Source organism: Niveispirillum sp. FG156, from assembly GCF_057809555.1.
This window is the reverse complement of sequence record NZ_JBMDKE010000030.1, coordinates 11390-28005: the sequence shown is the minus strand read 5'-3', so window position 1 is coordinate 28005 and position 16616 is coordinate 11390. Positions and strand designations below refer to the sequence as shown.

General features: G+C 64.6%; 18 protein-coding genes. 6 read left to right on the top strand and 12 right to left on the bottom strand.

What is annotated here, in order from left to right; genetic code table 11:
* Nucleotides 1–10: 10 nt before the first annotated feature.
* The 4 genes from ACODSP_RS18875 to ACODSP_RS18860 are packed head-to-tail and all read right to left on the bottom strand — an operon-like array spanning nt 11 to nt 3797.
* Entirely contained in the window at nt 11–778 is a 768-nt protein-coding gene (locus ACODSP_RS18875) for an SDR family NAD(P)-dependent oxidoreductase (protein ID WP_488967099.1), read from the bottom strand.
* A complete protein-coding gene (locus ACODSP_RS18870; protein ID WP_488967098.1) occupies nt 775–2337 on the bottom strand; it encodes a cryptochrome/photolyase family protein in 1563 nt (520 codons plus the stop codon). The genes ACODSP_RS18875 and ACODSP_RS18870 overlap by 4 nt, the downstream gene beginning before the upstream one ends.
* Nucleotides 2334–3059 carry a DUF6134 family protein gene (locus tag ACODSP_RS18865; protein ID WP_488967097.1) on the bottom strand — a complete coding sequence of 242 codons (726 nt, stop codon included), beginning with the start codon at nt 3057–3059 and terminating at the stop codon, nt 2334–2336. The genes ACODSP_RS18870 and ACODSP_RS18865 overlap by 4 nt, the downstream gene beginning before the upstream one ends.
* A 9-nt stretch (nt 3060–3068) precedes the next feature.
* Nucleotides 3069–3797, bottom strand: coding sequence for an SDR family NAD(P)-dependent oxidoreductase (locus ACODSP_RS18860; RefSeq protein ID WP_488967096.1), 729 nt, complete (start codon nt 3795–3797; stop codon nt 3069–3071).
* A 156-nt stretch (nt 3798–3953) separates the two neighbouring features.
* Between ACODSP_RS18860 and ACODSP_RS18855 the strand changes: the two genes are divergently transcribed.
* The gene (locus ACODSP_RS18855) at nt 3954–4193 is read left to right on the top strand and encodes a hypothetical protein (RefSeq protein ID WP_488967095.1); all 240 of its coding nucleotides are present in this window, start codon (nt 3954–3956) and stop codon (nt 4191–4193) included.
* Nucleotides 4194–4293: 100 nt separating this feature from the next.
* Here the strand turns inward: ACODSP_RS18855 and ACODSP_RS18850 are convergent, their stop codons facing one another.
* Complete coding sequence (locus ACODSP_RS18850) at nt 4294–5268, bottom strand: DnaJ C-terminal domain-containing protein (RefSeq protein ID WP_488967094.1); 975 nt, start codon at nt 5266–5268, stop codon at nt 4294–4296.
* 167 nt (nt 5269–5435) lie between these two features.
* Nucleotides 5436–5906 (bottom strand): RT0821/Lpp0805 family surface protein, encoded by a 471-nt coding sequence (locus tag ACODSP_RS18845; protein WP_488967093.1) that lies wholly within the window; start codon nt 5904–5906, stop codon nt 5436–5438.
* A gap of 159 nt (nt 5907–6065) precedes the next feature.
* Between ACODSP_RS18845 and pdxH the strand changes: the two genes are divergently transcribed.
* From pdxH to ACODSP_RS18830, 3 genes are all read left to right on the top strand, one after another.
* Entirely contained in the window at nt 6066–6659 is a 594-nt protein-coding gene (gene pdxH / locus ACODSP_RS18840) for a pyridoxamine 5'-phosphate oxidase (RefSeq protein ID WP_488967092.1), read from the top strand.
* Between the two features lie 11 nt (nt 6660–6670).
* Nucleotides 6671–7588, top strand: coding sequence for a cation diffusion facilitator family transporter (locus tag ACODSP_RS18835; RefSeq protein ID WP_488967091.1), 918 nt, complete (start codon nt 6671–6673; stop codon nt 7586–7588).
* Between the two features lie 314 nt (nt 7589–7902).
* Entirely contained in the window at nt 7903–8763 is an 861-nt protein-coding gene (locus tag ACODSP_RS18830) for an MBL fold metallo-hydrolase (RefSeq protein WP_488967090.1), read from the top strand.
* Between the two features lie 8 nt (nt 8764–8771).
* On the opposite strand, the gene ACODSP_RS18825 is transcribed toward ACODSP_RS18830, so the two are convergent.
* Both ACODSP_RS18825 and ACODSP_RS18820 read right to left on the bottom strand, forming a co-directional pair.
* Entirely contained in the window at nt 8772–9689 is a 918-nt protein-coding gene (locus ACODSP_RS18825) for an SRPBCC domain-containing protein (protein ID WP_488967089.1), read from the bottom strand.
* Complete coding sequence (locus ACODSP_RS18820; protein ID WP_488967088.1) at nt 9667–10041, bottom strand: ArsR/SmtB family transcription factor; 375 nt, start codon at nt 10039–10041, stop codon at nt 9667–9669. Before ACODSP_RS18820 ends, ACODSP_RS18825 begins: the two co-directional genes overlap by 23 nt.
* Nucleotides 10042–10185: 144 nt before the next feature.
* On the opposite strand from ACODSP_RS18820, the gene ACODSP_RS18815 reads away from it, so the two are divergent.
* Entirely contained in the window at nt 10186–11415 is a 1230-nt protein-coding gene (locus tag ACODSP_RS18815; RefSeq protein ID WP_488967087.1) for an SLC13 family permease, read from the top strand.
* 188 nt (nt 11416–11603) lie between these two features.
* Here ACODSP_RS18815 and ACODSP_RS18810 read toward each other — a convergent pair whose 3' ends face one another.
* The 3 genes from ACODSP_RS18810 to ACODSP_RS18800 all read right to left on the bottom strand — a co-directional run bounded on the left by ACODSP_RS18810 (nt 11604) and on the right by ACODSP_RS18800 (nt 14099).
* Nucleotides 11604–12842 carry a CobW family GTP-binding protein gene (locus tag ACODSP_RS18810; RefSeq protein WP_488967086.1) on the bottom strand — a complete coding sequence of 413 codons (1239 nt, stop codon included), beginning with the start codon at nt 12840–12842 and terminating at the stop codon, nt 11604–11606.
* Nucleotides 12843–12911: 69 nt separating this feature from the next.
* Nucleotides 12912–13403 carry a Fur family transcriptional regulator gene (locus tag ACODSP_RS18805; RefSeq protein ID WP_488967085.1) on the bottom strand — a complete coding sequence of 164 codons (492 nt, stop codon included), beginning with the start codon at nt 13401–13403 and terminating at the stop codon, nt 12912–12914.
* Between the two features lie 66 nt (nt 13404–13469).
* Nucleotides 13470–14099, bottom strand: coding sequence for a UbiX family flavin prenyltransferase (locus ACODSP_RS18800; RefSeq protein ID WP_488967084.1), 630 nt, complete (start codon nt 14097–14099; stop codon nt 13470–13472).
* 215 nt (nt 14100–14314) lie between these two features.
* On the opposite strand from ACODSP_RS18800, the gene ACODSP_RS18795 reads away from it, so the two are divergent.
* Nucleotides 14315–14482 carry a YdcH family protein gene (locus tag ACODSP_RS18795; RefSeq protein ID WP_082371911.1) on the top strand — a complete coding sequence of 56 codons (168 nt, stop codon included), beginning with the start codon at nt 14315–14317 and terminating at the stop codon, nt 14480–14482.
* A 233-nt stretch (nt 14483–14715) separates the two neighbouring features.
* Here ACODSP_RS18795 and thiC read toward each other — a convergent pair whose 3' ends face one another.
* Nucleotides 14716–16557 (bottom strand): phosphomethylpyrimidine synthase ThiC, encoded by a 1842-nt coding sequence (gene thiC, locus ACODSP_RS18790; protein ID WP_488967083.1) that lies wholly within the window; start codon nt 16555–16557, stop codon nt 14716–14718.
* Nucleotides 16558–16616: the final 59 nt, after the last annotated feature.

Genomic DNA, 16616 nt, shown 5'->3' with positions numbered 1-16616 from the left:
TTCCCGGCGCTTATTTCGGCACGGTTCCACGGACCATCATGAAATACAGCGCATCGGGAAAACGGCGCAACAGCAGAAGCGGCCACGTAAAGCGACGCGGGAACGTTATCTGGAACCCGTTGCCTTTAAGCCCCGCCACCAACCGCGCCGCCGCCTTCTCCACCGGCATCAGGAAGGGCATGGGAAAGTCGTTCTTGTCGGTGAGCGGCGTTTTGATGAAGCCGGGGCAGACCAGTTGCACCTTGATGCCGTACCGCTCCACATCCAGCTTCAGGCTTTCCGCCATATTGTTCAACGCCGCCTTGGACGCACCATAGGCCAGGGACCGCGGCAGGCCGCGATAACCCGCCACAGAGGACACCACCGCCACCTGCCCCCGCCCCCGGTCGATCATGTCGGGCAGGATGGCAGCCAGACAGTTCACGGTACCGATCAGGTTGACATCAATGGTGCGGGCAAAGGTGGCGGGGTCCAGGTCCTTGGCCGCATCCGGCTGATACGTCCCGGCATTCAGCACGGCCAGCGCGATAGGCCCATGCGCCGCCAGCGCCGCCTTCACCCCATCGACATCCGTGATATCCAGCGGTACCGGCACAATCCGCCCCGGCCCCACCGCCCGCGCCGCCAGCTCCACCAACGGCTCCACGCGCCGCGCACTGGCAAGCACGGTCCAGCCTTCCGCCGCCAGCGCCAGCGCCACATGCTCCCCAATGCCCGAAGACGCACCGGTAACCCAGGCAAAACCATCGGCTTGGGTGGGGGTTTGCAGACTGGTCATGATCTCTCCGTTCCTGTGGCCGGATATGCTGGCACCAGCCCCGCGATGAACCGCCCGGCCTGATCCCGGATGGCATCGCGCTTGGCCGGTTCCATCGCGTCCAGGCCCTTATAGACCAGCCCCATCCTGGGATTGCCGCGCAGCTTGCCCTCATTCTCCATCAGGAAGTTCCAATAGAGCGCGTTGAAGGGGCAGGCGGTGGGGCCAATGGTTTCCTTCACATCATAGCGGCATCGGGTGCAGTAATCCGACATGCGTTGGATATATTTGCCGCTGGCGGCATAGGGTTTGCTGCCCAGATAGCCGCCATCGGCATGCATCACCATGCCATGCACATTGGGCAGTTCCACCCAATCATAGGCATCGGCATAGACAGCCAGATACCATTCCTCAATCTGCGCCGGTTCCACGCCCAGCAACAGGGCGAAATTGCCGGTCACCATCAGGCGCTGGATATGGTGGGCATAGGCCAGCCGCTCTGTCTGCCCGATCACCTGCGCCAGACAATTCATGTCGGTGCGCCCGGTCCAATAGAAATCGGGCAGCGGTCGATGGGCGTTGAGCGCGTTGGTGTCGGCATATCCCGGCATTTTCAGCCAGTAGATACCGCGTACATATTCGCGCCAGCCCAGGATCTGCCGGATAAACCCCTCTACCGCGTTCAACGGCGCCCGCCCCTGCCGCCACGCGGCCTCGGCGGCATCCACCACGCGGCGCGGGTCCAGAAGGCCGGCATTGATGTAGGGCGACAGGATGGAATGGAACAGGGTCTCCTGCCCCATCGCCATTGCATCCTGATAATCCCCGAACAAAGGCAGGCAATGGCGGATGAAATGGTCCAGCGCCCGTTCCGCCCCCGCCGCCGTGACGGCATAGAAGAACCCGTCCAGCCTGCCGAAATGGCCGGCGAAGCGGTCCGCCACCAGGGCCAGCACCTCCGCCGTTATGGCATCGGGTTCTTCGCGATAGGGGGGCGGGATTTTCACGCCCTTGGGCAGGGATTTGCGGTTTTCCGCATCGAAATTCCACTGCCCGCCTTCCGGTTGCCCATCCGGCGTCAGCAGGATTTTGTAATCCCGCCGCATCTCCCGGTAAAAGAACTCCATGCGCAATTGCTTGCGCCCATCGGCCCAGGATCGGAACCGCGCGATGGGGCAGAAGAAACGGTCATCCTCCTTCACCTCCACCGGGACGCTGAAATCCTGCTGCCATTGCCGCATCTGTTTCCAGACGCGCCATTCACCGGGAAAGGTGACAATGGCGCGGGCGGCCCCATGCCGGGCAATGGCGCGCGACAGTTCACCGCCCAGGGTGCCGCTATTGTCCGAATCATCCAGGCGGATGTAATCGACCAGGATGCCGTCCGCCCGCAACTCCTCGGCGAAGTGGCGCATGGCGCTGAACAGAAAGGCAATCTTCTGCGGGTGATGGGGAACATAGGTGGCCTCCGCCATCACCTCTGCCAACAGAACAACATCTTGGGCCTTATCCAACCCGCGCAAGGACGCCAGATTGCGCGACAGCTGATCGCCCAGCACCAGACGGACAGCACCGCTCATGGGGCAGAGGCCGATTGCGGGGCGGGCTGCGGCGGCACGGGAACGCTATCCAGGATGTAGGTGATTTTCTGTCCCTTCGCCTCAAACGCCAGCCCCACCCATTGGCCGGTTTCGTCGTACCAAAGGTCGATCTGGTTGGTCTTGCCGGGCGGGTTGGTCAGGATGTTGATGGTATGGTGGCGGGCCTGCATCGGCCCGGACTGGGTGGTCAAGGTCTCCTGTCCCTTATCCTCCATCCGCACATCCATGATCAGACCGCGTTGGGTGTCCAGAAGCTGGGTCGCGCTGGTGATGGCGTTGTTCCAATAGCTGGTGGGGATGATGTCGGCGGGGGCCAGATAGGACCCACCGCTGCCTTCCACCATCAATCCGTCCGGCCCGGCCTTGGCGCGCAGCCAGTAATCGTCGCCATCATCATCGGTGCGGGTCTCAATCTCGATCAGCCGCCCCGCCTCCCAGACCTCCCGGTTGCGGTGGCGGTAGCGATAGGCGGTGACGAAGGCCAGCGACACCTCCAGGCTGATCTCCTTTTCCATGATCAGCCGGTCACCATCGCGCGTGAAGCGCATCCGGTGATAGCCCATGGGGCTGTCATTCTTGCGAAACACGGAAAAGGAGATGGCGTCCGTTTCCGGCAGGATGAACGCCGCCGACCGGCGCGGCAGGAGCAGCCCAAGGCCCAGCGCCAGCGGGGCGGAAAGGATCAGGTGGCGGCGATGCATGTTCGTCTCCTATCCCTTGGTGCGGAGTGTACTACGTCCCCCATCAACGGCCAGAACCTGCCCCGTGATCCATCCGGCATCCGGCGACAGCAGAAAATCCGCCATGGCGGCCAGATCATCGGCCTCCCCCAACCTTGCCAGCGGGTGCATGGCGGCAATCCCCTGCGCCATCTGTTCGGAGGACAGCAGCGGTGCCGCCAGCGGCGTGCGGGTCAGGGACGGGGCGATGACGTTGACGCGCACATGCGGCGCCCATTCCGCCGCCATGGCCCGGCCTAGCCCCGCCACCGCGCCCTTGGCCGCCGCGATGACGGCATGGTTGGTAAAGCCCTGTTCAACCGCCACGGTGGAGAACAGAACGACCGAGCCCTTGGCCGCCTTCAGCCCCTTCTCCGCCGCGCGCAGGGCCGTGGCCGCACCCAGCAGGTTCAGGTTGAAGGCCGTCAGGAAATCGGCACTGCGCGTCGCCTTCAAGGGCTTGATCACGATGGACCCGACGCAATAGGCCAGCCCCGCGATGCCGTCGCCCTGGTCGCCCAGCGCCACGGCATCGGCCAGCGCATCTTCTGCCGTCACATCGGCGACGGCATGGCTGGCACCCAGATTCTGGGCCAGATCCTCCACCCGCACGGCATCGCGCGCCACCAGATGCAGGGCATGGCCCTTGGCCGCCAGCCGCCGGGCCAGGGCCTGACCAGTGCCGCCGGTAGCACCAATAATGATGATGGGGGATGCCATGCCGCTGTTCCGTCCTATCTTTCACGGGCAACAGGAGCTAGATCGCGGACGGCCATCGCCAAGGGGGTCTGGAACCTTCCGCCCCCTTCGGGTGTTCTATCGCCGAAGGCCACCCATCAGGGGTGGTCGAAAGACGCAAATGGATGGAGAGAAATCATGGGGATGAACCTTCTGCGCCACGGTACCCTGGCCGCCTTGCTGCTGGCCGCCCCGCTGGCCCTGACGGCCTGCGACAATAAGGGCCCGGCGGAACGCGCAGGCGAGAAGATCGATGATGCCGCCGAAAAGGCCGCCGACAAGCTGGAAGATGCCCGCGACAAGGCCAGCGACGCCGTGGACGACCTGCGCGACAAGGCCGATGCCGCCGTGGAAAAGGCCAAGGAAGACAATAAGTAAGGTCGTGGACGGTTCGTAGCGCGGATTAGCGAAGCGTAATCCGCGGGGACACAGGCACCGTCAGCCCGCGGATTACGCTTCGCTAATCCGCGCTACGCCGTCACACACCCAGCTTGCGCCGCACGTCATAATCCTTGCCCTTGGACCAGCGCTCGATGAAGCTGGACAGCTCGGCATCCGGCTTTTCCGGCAGCATCACCATCAGCTTCACATAAAGATCGCCCGTCACCTTGCGGTCGGCATTGGGGATGCCCTTACCCTTCAGACGCAGGATGGTGCCGCTATTGGCGCCGGCGGGCACCTTCACGGCCACCTGCCCGTCCAGGGTCGGCACCTTGATGGCCGCCCCCAGGACCGCTTCCTGCAATGTCACCGGCACATCCAGATGGATGTCGTCATCCTTGCGGGTGAAGAGCGGGTGGGGGTCCACCAGTACCTCGACAATCGCGTCGCCCGCACCGGCACCGCCCAGCCCCGCCAGACCCTGCCCCTTCAGGCGCAGCTTGGTCTGATCGCGCGTGCCGGGGGGGATGTTGACATCAATGGTCTTGCCCGTGGACAGGGTCAGGCGACGCTTGGACCCCAGGCAGGCATCGGCAAAGCTGACGCTGACCGAATAATTGACGTCGCTGCCCTTGGCCTTGACGCCCGCACCGGGCCCGGCGGAGTAACGCCGCTTGGTCGCCCCGAAAATATCGTTGAAGAAATCATCGGCAAAGGGATCGTCGCCCGCATCGGCACCACCGGCACCCGGCTTGGCCCCGCCGCCGGGACCGCGTGCCCCGAATCCGGCCCCGCGTCCGGCACCCGGCCCAGCACCCCAGGCGCGGCGGAAGGTCCGGTCGGGCCGTTCGGCGCCGTTGGCATCGATCTCGCCCTTGTCGAACCGCACCCGCTTGTCCGGGTCGGACAGCAGGGAGTATGCGGCGTTGACCTCTTTGAACTTCTGCTCAATGTCGGGACGGCCAGGGTTCAGGTCGGGATGGTACTGCTTGGCCAGCCCGCGAAAGGCCTGCTTGATGTCATCGGCAGAGGCACTCCGCGTCAGGCCGAGGACAAGGTAGGGATCGCGCATGGTCACCAGCAGGCAGAAAAAGTGAAAACCTGCCGCATCCTACGCCCCATCAGCCCCCGGTCAAGCATGGCCGACAGGAAGCAGCCAGCGCATGCGTATAAAAAACCCCGCGCCAGGGGGTAAACCCTGACACGGGGGTGATCATCTGTCCTGCCGGCAAGCAAGCGTCAGCTGACGATCTTCCAGGAACCGTCCGGCTGCTGGCAGGCGCGGCCATAGGCCTGCTCGCTGCGGCCGCCGACGATGATCGTCTGCTGGTATTCGCGGCAATAGGCGTTGGTGCCGGCCTGACGGCCCTCATTGGTGGGCGTCACGATGACGCGGTTGCTGTTATTGGGGTTATCCCAGACGATGGGCTGATTCATCGGTGCGTTGAAGGACGCGTAGGTGTTGCGTTCCAGGGCGGCGCGGTCAGCCTTGTCCAGCGAGGCGCCCACTTCCGAACCGATCAGCGCACCCAGCACCGCACCGGCGCCGGTCGCCCACAGCTTGCCCGAACCGCCACCGATCTGGCTGCCGGCCAGACCGCCCATCAGGCCGCCGATCACGGCGCCACCGGTCTGCTTGTTGCCGCCCGTGGTCTGACACCCGGCCAGCAGGGCCACCAGGGCGGTGGCGACAACGATCTTGCGAATCATTTTTCAGAACCTTTCTCGGATCATGCTTTGCCCCCGAACCATTCGCCGTCGGGCGTTTCCGCCTGCGGACGGGTGCCATGCGGGGGACGGCATGGACAAACAACCCATGCTCCTTATCTTCGTGATGAATTCGGGCGCAACTATGACGAAGATCAAGCCATGACGCTGGAAAACGCCACCGATCCTATCGCGCAGTTCCGGGCGTGGTTCGCCGAGGCCGAGACGGCGGAGATCAATGATCCCAACGCCATGTCAGTGGCCACCGTCGGCGCCAATGGCCGCCCGTCGGTGCGCATCCTGCTGCTGAAGGGCCTGGATGACCGGGGTTTCACCTTCTACACCAACACACAGAGCCGTAAGGGCGACCAGCTGGACGCCACCCATTTCGCCGCCCTGACCTTCCATTGGAAATCGCTGCGCCGTCAGGTGCGGATCGAAGGGCCGGTGGAGCGGGTGACGGACGCAGAGGCCGATGCCTATTTCGCCAGCCGCCCGCGCGGCAGCCGCATCGGCGCCTGGGCCAGCCAGCAGTCGCGCCCGCTGGACAGCCGCGCCACCCTGGAACAGGCCGTGGCCGATACCGAGGCGCGGTTCGATGGCGGCGAAGTGCCGCGCCCCCCGCACTGGACCGGCTTCCGCGTCGTTCCCGACCGCATCGAATTCTGGCAGGATCGCGAATACCGGCTTCACGACCGTATCCTGTTCACCCGCGAGGGTGAGGGGGAATGGGAAAAGGGCCGGCTTTATCCCTGATGTGAAGGTGCATGGTGGCGGATACGGCTGACGCGACGGACAAGTATCGGCGGTGGGCAACCTATGCCAGCGTGACCGTCGCCCTGATCCTGATTATGGCCAAGCTGGCCTCCTACATGGCAACGGGTGCCGTCGCCATCCTGTCCTCCCTGATGGACAGCTCGGTCGATCTGCTGGCCTCCATCGTCACGCTGCTGGGCGTGGCGCAGGCACTGCGCGCGCCCGACACGACCCACCGTTTCGGCCATGGCAAGGCCGAACCGCTGGCGGCCCTGGCCCAGGCGGCGTTCGTGGCCGGGTCGGGCGTGTTCCTGGGCTATGAAGGTGTGGGCCGGCTGGCGGAGCCGCGCCCGGTGGAGAATGCCGAACTGGGCATCGCCACCATGGTTTTCGCCATCGTGATGACGGGCCTGCTGCTGCTGGTGCAGCGCTGGGTGATCCGGCGCACGAAATCCATGGCGATTGCCGCCGACAGCATGCATTACAGCGGCGATCTGCTGATGAATTCCGCCGTCATCGCGGCCCTGGGCCTGACGGCCTGGACCGGCTGGCCCTATTGGGATCCGATCTTCGCGCTGGGCATCGCCGCCTTCCTGGTCTGGGGCGCCAGCCGCATCGTGCGCGACGCGCTGGGCGTGCTGATGGACCGTGAATTGCCCGATGGCGACCGGGCGCGCGTGAAGGAAGTGGTCCGCGCCCACGGCCAGACTCGCGGCATCCACGATCTGCGCACCCGGTCCACCGGCATCGGCCAGCATATCGAATTCCACCTGGAACTGGACCCGCATTTGACGCTGGCCCAAGCGCACGACATCACCGACGAGATCGAGCGGGAGCTGCGCGCCGCCTTCCCCAGTGCCGAATTCGCCATCCATCAGGAACCGGCCGGCCTGGAGGATGAGCGTCTGGACCATCGTATCCGGCGATAGCACCTTTTTCAGTTCCTCAAGCGCCGGCGCCGCATCCGCGGCTTGGCTTTACGCGGCACTTGCCGCGCGGCGGCAGTCGCCGCCGAGGCGTTTCCGTCAGCACGGGAAACACCCTGAACATTGCCACGGCGCTTTCCAACCTATCCCGATGCACGCCCGCCATGACAGAATCGTGACTGCGCCTGTGTGCCTCGTCACAGGAACATCGGCACGGTCGCATTTATTTTTGTGGAACCTTCGGGGCGTCTGGCGGAATGTGTCCGCTGGTAACCGGGGGCAATCGGCCGGGCATCGCCCGGCCCCAGGGGCGTGTCATGGAGTTCAAGGTTAAGTTCTGGGGCGTGCGCGGGACCTTTCCCTGTGCCTTCGCCTCGCATCTGACCTATGGCGGCAATACCAGCTGCATCGAGGTCACCGTGGGTGGCCGCACGCTGGTGCTGGATGCCGGTACGGGCCTGCGCCCGATGGGCAAGCATTTCCTGCGCGACAATATCCGCAACGCCACCCTGCTGCTCAGCCACGCCCATTGGGACCATATCAACGGCTTCCCCTTCTTCGAACCGGGATATTGCCCGGATTTCAGCCTGGATATCTTTGCCCGCGACCTGTCGGGCTGTTCCTGCATCGGGGAGGTGCTGACCACCTGCATGGAAAAGCCGCTGTTCCCGGTGCCGCTGACCACCATGCGCGCCAAGATCGGCTTTCAGAACCTGCATGCCGGTGACCAGCTGGACCTCGCCCCCGGTCTGGTGGTGAAGACAGGTGAGCTGAACCATCCCGGCGGGGCCGTCGGCTACCGTATCGAATATGCGGGCAAGTCCTTCTGCTATGTCACCGACACCGAACATGTGCCGGGGCAACTGGACCAGAATATCCTGCGCCTGATCGAGGGTGCGGACGTCGTCGTCTATGACACGACCTACACGGAGGCGGAATACGCCACCCGTGTCGGCTGGGGCCATTCGACCTGGAATGAGGGCGTGAAGCTGATGGAGGCGGCGGGTGCCAAGCGCCTGTGCCTGTTCCACCACGACCCCGACCATGATGACGCCGCCATGGCCGCTATCGAGCGGGAGGCCGCCCAGCGTTTCCCCGGCGCCTTTGCCGCGCGCGAGGGAGTGACGCTGGACATGCTGAACCTGCCGGCGGTCGATGGGATCGTGGTGGCGGCTTAACCTCCGCCTTACGCCTTCCAGCCCTTCGCCGCCTCCACAAGCTGATCCACCACGGTCGACCAGCCATCATAGAAGCCCATCTCGGCGTGGCTGGCCGCACCTTCGGGCGTCTGGTGCATGGCGCGCGCGGTGTAGCGTGTGCCACCGAGATGATCCTCAAAACGGATATCGGCGGTGAAGGCGACGAAGCCCGGCGTCACGGGCCGGAATTCCGGCGCCATCATGTTGGTGAAGACCAGACGCTTGCCCTCTTCGATCAGCAGGAAGATGCCGGGATTGTCCGACACGCCGCCATCCGGCCCCTCCATGCGGGTATAGAATTCCCCGCCGGGCCGTAGGTCCATGCGAACCTCCACCGTCTGCCAGGGGCGCGGGCACCACCATTGCTTCAGATGTTCCGGGCTGGTCCAGGCCTTCCAGACCAGATCGCGCGGCACGTCCAGGATGCGCGTGATGCCCAGATCGCGGTCGGCGACCAGCACCTGGCGTTCCAGACGTTCCAGCGTCTGATGGCCGCCGGCCTCCGCCCCGAACTTGCGCTTTTCCTCCAGCGACTCCACGGTGGGGCAGACCATGGTCAGGGTCACTCTGGTCTTGTCCGCCCCCACCTCCTCCAGCCGGATGGAGGCATCGAACAGGCAATGGTCGGGATCGTCGCCGCCATGCTCGTACTCCAGCAGGGCCGGCGCCTCGACCTTGCGATAGCGAATCCAGTTCTCGAAATCCTGACCCCATCCATGCATCGTGTAGCGCCAGGTACCGCCCGGCCGCACATCCATCTCGTGCACCGTGGTGGAAAAGCCGTTGGGGCCCCAAAACAGGGGGATATGCTTCGGGTCGGTCAGCACCTTCCACACCATCGGGCGCGGTGCGTTCAGCGTGCGGGTGATCACCATGCTGCGGTCAACGGGCGGTGGGGTCGTCATGGGTTGCTTCCTCCTGTTGTTTCAATATCTGCAGATAGGCGTCCAGCCGGTCGAACCGGGCCTCCCAGACGGCCCGCTGCCGCGCGATCCATTCGCCTGCTGCGTCCATCGCGTGGGGTTGCAGCCGGCAGGTGCGTACACGCCCCACCTTTTCCGTCTGGATCAGGCCGCAATCCTCCAGCAGCCGCAGATGCTGCATCAGGCTGGGCAGGGCCATGGGCAGCGGCTTTGCCAACTCCCCCACACTGGCCGGCCCCTCGGCCAGCCGTTCCAGCACCGCGCGGCGCGACGGATCAGCCAGGGCGTGGAACATCCGGTCAAGCTGTATCGGGTCGGTTTGAATGTTAGGCATGAACCTAACTATCAGGGCGCAGACATGACCACAAGGGAATAGTTTGGAAAGTACCTAACTATTTTCCCAACCGAAATTCCCATGGCCCCGCCGGTCCCGGCGTTGTACGCCAAGGGGACCGTCCCCCCATCCCCACCGGCGCCCATGACCATCCTGATCCTCACCATCTTCGTGCTGGTCTATCTGGGCATGGCCGTGGGCCGGTTCCCCGGATTGCAGATCGACCGGACCGGCATCGCCCTGCTGGGCGCCGTCATTCTGGCGCTGGCCGGTGCCATGCCGGGGGATGCGCTGGGTGCCGCCATCGATTACCCGACCCTGTTCATTCTGCTGGGCCTGATGATCCTGTCGGCACAGTTCGAACTGGCGGGTTTCTATGGCTGGTGCGCCGTCCGGCTGGCGCAGGCGGCGTACAGCCCCGTGGCGCTGCTGGCCCTGGTGGTGACGGTTGGTGGCGGCTTGTCGGCGGTGCTGGCCAATGATGTGGTGGTCTTTGCCATGACGCCGCTGCTCTGCGCGGGGCTGCTGGCGCGGGGGCTGGATGCGCGGCCCTACCTGATCGCGCTGGCCGGCGCCGCCAATGCCGGATCGGCGGCCACCATCATCGGCAATCCGCAGAACATCCTGATCGGACAGCTGGGCCATCTGGATTTCTGGCCCTTCCTGGCGGCCTGCTTCGTGCCGGCCCTGCTGGGCATGGGCTGCGTCTTCGCCACCGTCGCCCTTGTCTGGCGCGGGCGGCTGGAAATGCCCGATGCCAGCCCCCTGCCGCTGGCCCCGCCCGACCTGGACCTGTGGCATCTGAAGAAGGCGCTGCTGGCCACCCTGGCGCTGCTGATCTTCTTCGCGACTCCACTACCACAGGAAGAAGGGGTTCTGGCCGTGGCCGCCGCCATGCTGATCAGCCGCCGGTTCGCCAGCCGGCGCATGCTGGGGCTGGTCGACTGGCACCTGCTGGTGCTGTTCGCGGCCCTGTTCGTGGTCACGGCGGCCCTGGCCCGCACCGGCCTGCCGGGGGAGATGGTGGCGGCGCTGGCCAACAGCGGCTGGCCCATCGACCGGCTGTCGGTGCTGGCACCCCTGTCGCTGGCGGCCAGCAATACCATCGGCAATGTGCCGGCGGTGCTGCTGCTGATGCAGGTCTGGCCCAGCCCGCCGGAAGGCGCGCTGTACGCGCTCGCCGTCCTATCCACCCTGTCGGGCAACCTGCTGCTGCTGGGCAGCCTCGCCAACCTGATCGTGGTGGAACGCGCGGCGGCCAGCGGCGTGACCCTGGGCTTCTGGGAACACGCACGGTGTGGGGTGCCGATGACGCTGGTGTCGCTGCTGCTGGCCGTCGGGTGGCTCTGGGCGATGGGGTATGTGGGATGGTGACGGCGTACCCTCACCCTCCCAAGCCCTGACAGGCTTGGACCCCTCCCTCTCCCGCAAGCGGGCGAGGGGCGAAGTTTTGCTCAACGCCAAAGTCCCGCCCCTCGCCCACGAACGTGGGAGAGGGAGGGGCCCATTGGCGCCAGCCAATGGGAGGGTGAGGGGTACCACGCTTTAACGAAAACCTACACTCACGCCGCCTTGGCGTTCACCACACTGTCGAACAGTTCCTGCACCGTCTCGCGCTTCAAATCCTTGACGATGAAGACGATGCGGGTGCTCTGGTCGGCGGTCGGCCAGGCGTCAAGCTGGACCGGCGGGTGGAACAGGTGCTGCACACCATGGATGACGATGGGGCGCTCCGCCTCCTCGACATTCAGCAGGCCCTTCACGCGCAGGATATTGTCGCCCTGCGCCTTGGCCACCGTCTCGAAGAAGGTCACCAGACCGTCCCAGGGCAGCGGCTTTTCCGACCGGATCACGAAGGACGAGATCTTGTCATTGTGACGGTTGACGTCATGGTGGTGATGGTCGTGGCCATGCCCATGGTCGTGATCGCAATGGCCGTGATCATGGTCGCAATGGCTATGGTCATGATCATGATGGTCGTGCCCATGGTCATGGGCGTGATGCTCATGGCCGTGCCCGTGATCATGATGATCATGGGTGCAATGGCCATGGTCGTGGTCGCAATGGCCGTGGTCATGATCATGGTGATCATCATGACCGCCCTCATACGCCTCCGCCTTCAGCCAGCGCTGCACATCCAGCGACTTGGTGTTGGGATTGTACAGGCCCGCATCGAACAGCAGGACCGGCAAGCCCTGATCCTTCTGCGCGTCGACATGCACCGCGCCGGGGTTCAGGTCATGCAGGCGGCGGCGCAGGGCCTCCACCGTGGCCGGCTCGGCCAGATCGGTCTTGGTCAGGACCACACGGTCGGCCACAGCCGCCTGCTTCAGGCTTTCCTCATGCTCGTCCAACTGGCCCATGCCATGGACGCTGTCGATGGTGGTGACCACCCCGTCCAGACGGAAGCGGGACGCGATCAGCGGATCGGTCATCAGCGTGTGCAGGATGGGGGCGGGATCGGCCAGCCCCGTCGTCTCGATCACCACGCGGTCGAATTCCGGAATCTCGCCGCGCATGCGCTTCATATAGAGGTCGCGCAGGGTCTCGGCCAGATCGGAACGGATGGTGCAGCACAGGCAGCCGCTATCCATCAGCACCATATTCTCGTCCGACTGTTCCACCAGCAGATGGTCCAGCCCGACCTCACCAAATTCATTGATGACGACGGCGGTGCGCACCATGGCCGGGTCGCGGATCAGGCGCGACAGCAGCGTGGTCTTGCCGCTGCCCAAAAACCCGGTCAGGACGGAAATGGGCAGGCGGGGCGGCGGGCTGGGCGGGGTCTGTTGCGTGGACAAGGGAGGATTCCTCGGGCAGAGAAAGGTCGGTTACTTAAACGGACATGTGGGGGACCAACACCCCAATCGTCAATGGTCGCGGCAGTCGGGGCAGATGCCCGTTACTTCAACGGTCTGCCGCTGTACCGTGAAACCCTGTGCCGCCGCACTGTCGGCGATGGCAGCCGCGATGCCGCGGTCGGTCAGTTCGGTGGCATTGCCGCAGCAGGAGCAGACCAGGAACTGCCCCGTATGCGCCGTGCCCGGATCGGGACAGCCGACAAAGGCATTCTGGCTTTCGATACGGTGGATCAGCCCCTGTTCCAGCAGGAAATCCAGGGCGCGATAGACGGTCAGCGGCGCCACCCGCTTTCCGTCCGCCGACAGGTCTTCCAGGATGGCATAGGCGCCGCGCGGCTTGTGGCTGGACCAGACCAGTTCCAGAACCCGCGCCCGCTGCGCCGTCAGGCGCACGCCGCGTTCGGTACAGAGCGCATCGGCCCGCGCCAGCGCATCCTTGACGCACGAGCCGTGGTCATGGCGGACGGCATGGTCATGATGGTGATGGGCGTGGCTGGACATGGAAAGGCCTTCACGGAGGACAATGCCAATGTAGGCAGGAGGACAGCGGAAGTGAAGGGTGGGTGGTCAGCCCCCCTCCCCCCAGCGCCGCACCCGGCCCGTGTCGATATCGAACAGGTCGAGCACGCGCCCGATGGTATGGTCGACCATGTCATCCAGGCTTTGCGGATTGGCATAGAAGGCGGGGACGGGCGGATAGACGATGGCCCCCATCTCCGTCACCGCCGCCATGGAGCGGATATGGCCCAGATGCAGCGGCGTCTCGCGCAGCATCAGCACCAGCCGCCGGCGCTCCTTCAGCACGACATCGGCGGCACGCGTCAGCAGCGAACTGGTGACCCCCGACGCAATCTCCGACAGGGACCGCACCGAACAAGGTGCCACGATCATACCCATGGTGCGGAAGCTGCCCGACGATATGGCGGCCCCGATATCGGTGATGGAATAGCTGACATCGGCCAGCGCGCGAATGTCGGCAACTTTCAGCCCCGACTCGTGTGCAGAGGTCACCTCGGCAGACCTGCTCATTACGAGGTGGGATTCGATGCCCACCCGGCGTAACGTTTCAAGCAGGCGTATGCCGTAAACAATGCCCGACGCCCCGCTGATCCCGACAATCATGCGTCGGGGCGGCGTGGATGCCGGGTACTGGTCAGGACCGGAAGAACCGGCCGGCTGTGGGAGGATATCTGCCATGGAGGTGATGTAGCGCCCCCGATGGTTTTCGTCCAGGGTGGCTAATCCGCCCCTCGAAAAACCCCGACACCCTATCCATATGCATAGAGCCGCAGGTTACGATTCCATGTCAGGATCGTGACCCATGTTTTGTCCCTCAGGAAAGGTCAAGCCGCGTTTCAGGTCCCAACAACCAGACAGGTCCGTTGTTCCATCGTTCAAGAAGGAGAGGCCGTATGTTGTTCCCCGAGCGTGTTGAATCGCTGCGTACGAAGCACGAGAACCTGGATCGGGAGGTGCGCATGGAAGCGCGCCGTCCCATGCCCGACACAACGACCCTGACCCGCCTGAAAATGGAGAAATTGCGCGTGAAGGAGGAAATGGACCGCCTGGCCCGCGCCTGACGGCATTTCCGGCCCCGAACGGCCAGAGGAAAGGCCCCCGTTCGCGATGCGGACGGGGGCTTTTTGCATGACGGGCGTTACACCCTCACCCTCCCAAGCCCTAACAGGCTTGGGCCCCTCCCTCTCCCGCAAGCGGGCGAGGGGCTGAAATAGGTTCCGCCCCTCGCCCACGAAGGTGGGAGAGGGAGGGGCCCGGCGGCGTCAGCCGACGGGAGGGTGAGGGCAACACGTCCTCAGTGATGATCCTCCGGCACCGGCCTGTCTGACAGGTACACCTGCCCGCCCTTCTCCTTGAAGGTTGCCGACATGGCCGCCATCCCCTCCTGCGCCGCCGCGTAATCGCGTACTTCCTGCGTGATCTTCATGGAGCAGAATTTCGGCCCGCACATGGAGCAGAAATGCGCCAGCTTGGCCCCTTCGGCGGGCAGGGTCTGGTCGTGATATTTCTCCGCCGTCTCCGGGTCCAGCGACAGGTTAAACTGGTCGCGCCAGCGGAACTCGAACCGCGCCCGGCTTAACGCGTCATCGCGTTCCTGTGCGCCTGGATGGCCCTTGGCCAGATCGGCGGCGTGGGCGGCCAGCTTGTAGGTGATCACGCCCACCTTCACATCGTCGCGGTCAGGCAGACCCAGATGTTCCTTGGGCGTGACGTAGCAGAGCATGGAGGTGCCGAACCAGCCGATCATGGCCGCACCAATGCCGCTGGTGATGTGGTCGTATCCCGGTGCGATATCGGTGGTCAGCGGCCCCAGCGTGTAGAATGGCGCCTCGCCACAGACCTTCAGCTGCTTGTCCATATTGGCCTTGATCTTGTGCATGGGCACATGGCCCGGCCCCTCGATCATCACCTGCACATCATGTTTCCAGGCGATCTGGGTTAGCTCGCCCAGCGTGTCCATCTCCGCGAACTGCGCCGCGTCATTGGCATCGGCAATGCTGCCGGGGCGCAGACCGTCGCCCAGGGAGAAGGCGATATCGTATGCCTTCATGATCTCGCAGATCTCATTGAAATGCGTGTAGAGGAAGTTTTCCTTGTGATGGGCCAGGCACCATTTCGCCATGATGGAGCCGCCGCGGCTGACGATCCCCGTCACCCGTTTGGCCGTCAGCGGGATATGGGCCAGCCGCACGCCCGCATGGATGGTGAAATAATCCACCCCCTGTTCGGCCTGTTCGATCAGCGTGTCCCGGAACAGTTCCCAGGTCAGGTCCTCCGCCTTGCCCCCCACCTTTTCCAGCGCCTGATAGATGGGCACGGTGCCGATGGGGACCGGCGAATTGCGGATGATCCATTCGCGGATCGTGTGGATATTGCGGCCCGTGGACAGGTCCATCACCGTATCGGCACCCCAGCGGATGGCCCAGACCAGCTTATCCACCTCATCCGCGACGGACGAGGTCACCGCCGAATTGCCGATATTGGCGTTGATCTTCACCAGGAAGTTCCGGCCGATGATCATCGGCTCCGTCTCCGGGTGGTTGATATTGTTGGGGATGATGGCCCGTCCCCGCGCAATCTCATCCCGCACAAATTCCGGCGTCACATGATCGGGGATCGACGCCCCGAAATCCTCGCCATCGCGCGCGGCCCGTTCGGCCAGCTTCGCCCGGCCCAGATTCTCGCGGATGGCGACATATTCCATTTCCGGCGTGATGATGCCTTTGCGGGCATAGTGAAGCTGGCTGACATTGGCACCGGCCTTGGCGCGCAACGGCGTGCGGGATGCCCGGTCAAACAGCGGCACGGGGCTTTCCTGCCCCTCGCGCAGACCATTATCTTCCGGCTTCACGTCGCGGCCCGCATAGGCCTCCACATCACCGCGCGCGGTCACCCAGGTGCGGCGCAGTTCGGGCAGGCCCAAACGGATATCGGTGCGAATGGCGGGGTCGGTATAGGGACCGGACGGATCATAGACCCGCACCGGCGGCTCATTGGCACTGGGCGACAGGTCGATCTCGCGCATGGCCACGCGAATGTCGGGAAAACGCTCCCCCGCGACATGCACCTTGCGACTGGCCGGCAGCGGGCCGGTGGTCACGCGGAATTCGGGATCGGTAATGTTGGTATCTGGCATCTGGACCTCCCTGTTCGTGGAGATCCGGGTTTGCGCACGGGGTGCGGCGGCACGGTTGG

Bases quoted from the DNA above. Each gene is read 5' to 3' on its own strand.
- ACODSP_RS18875 (WP_488967099.1), bottom strand. From the start codon at position 778: ATGACCAGTCTGCAAACCCCCACCCAAGCCGATGGTTTTGCCTGGGTT.
- ACODSP_RS18870 (WP_488967098.1), bottom strand. From the start codon at position 2,337: ATGAGCGGTGCTGTCCGTCTGGTGCTGGGCGATCAGCTGTCGCGCAAT.
- ACODSP_RS18865 (WP_488967097.1), bottom strand. From the start codon at position 3,059: ATGCATCGCCGCCACCTGATCCTTTCCGCCCCGCTGGCGCTGGGCCTT.
- ACODSP_RS18860 (WP_488967096.1), bottom strand. From the start codon at position 3,797: ATGGCATCCCCCATCATCATTATTGGTGCTACCGGCGGCACTGGTCAG.
- ACODSP_RS18855 (WP_488967095.1), top strand. From the start codon at position 3,954: ATGGGGATGAACCTTCTGCGCCACGGTACCCTGGCCGCCTTGCTGCTG.
- ACODSP_RS18850 (WP_488967094.1), bottom strand. From the start codon at position 5,268: ATGCGCGATCCCTACCTTGTCCTCGGCCTGACGCGGAGTGCCTCTGCC.
- ACODSP_RS18845 (WP_488967093.1), bottom strand. From the start codon at position 5,906: ATGATTCGCAAGATCGTTGTCGCCACCGCCCTGGTGGCCCTGCTGGCC.
- pdxH (WP_488967092.1), top strand. From the start codon at position 6,066: ATGACGCTGGAAAACGCCACCGATCCTATCGCGCAGTTCCGGGCGTGG.
- ACODSP_RS18835 (WP_488967091.1), top strand. From the start codon at position 6,671: ATGGTGGCGGATACGGCTGACGCGACGGACAAGTATCGGCGGTGGGCA.
- ACODSP_RS18830 (WP_488967090.1), top strand. From the start codon at position 7,903: ATGGAGTTCAAGGTTAAGTTCTGGGGCGTGCGCGGGACCTTTCCCTGT.
- ACODSP_RS18825 (WP_488967089.1), bottom strand. From the start codon at position 9,689: ATGACGACCCCACCGCCCGTTGACCGCAGCATGGTGATCACCCGCACG.
- ACODSP_RS18820 (WP_488967088.1), bottom strand. From the start codon at position 10,041: ATGCCTAACATTCAAACCGACCCGATACAGCTTGACCGGATGTTCCAC.
- ACODSP_RS18815 (WP_488967087.1), top strand. From the start codon at position 10,186: ATGACCATCCTGATCCTCACCATCTTCGTGCTGGTCTATCTGGGCATG.
- ACODSP_RS18805 (WP_488967085.1), bottom strand. From the start codon at position 13,403: ATGTCCAGCCACGCCCATCACCATCATGACCATGCCGTCCGCCATGAC.
- ACODSP_RS18800 (WP_488967084.1), bottom strand. From the start codon at position 14,099: ATGGCAGATATCCTCCCACAGCCGGCCGGTTCTTCCGGTCCTGACCAG.
- ACODSP_RS18795 (WP_082371911.1), top strand. From the start codon at position 14,315: ATGTTGTTCCCCGAGCGTGTTGAATCGCTGCGTACGAAGCACGAGAAC.
- thiC (WP_488967083.1), bottom strand. From the start codon at position 16,557: ATGCCAGATACCAACATTACCGATCCCGAATTCCGCGTGACCACCGGC.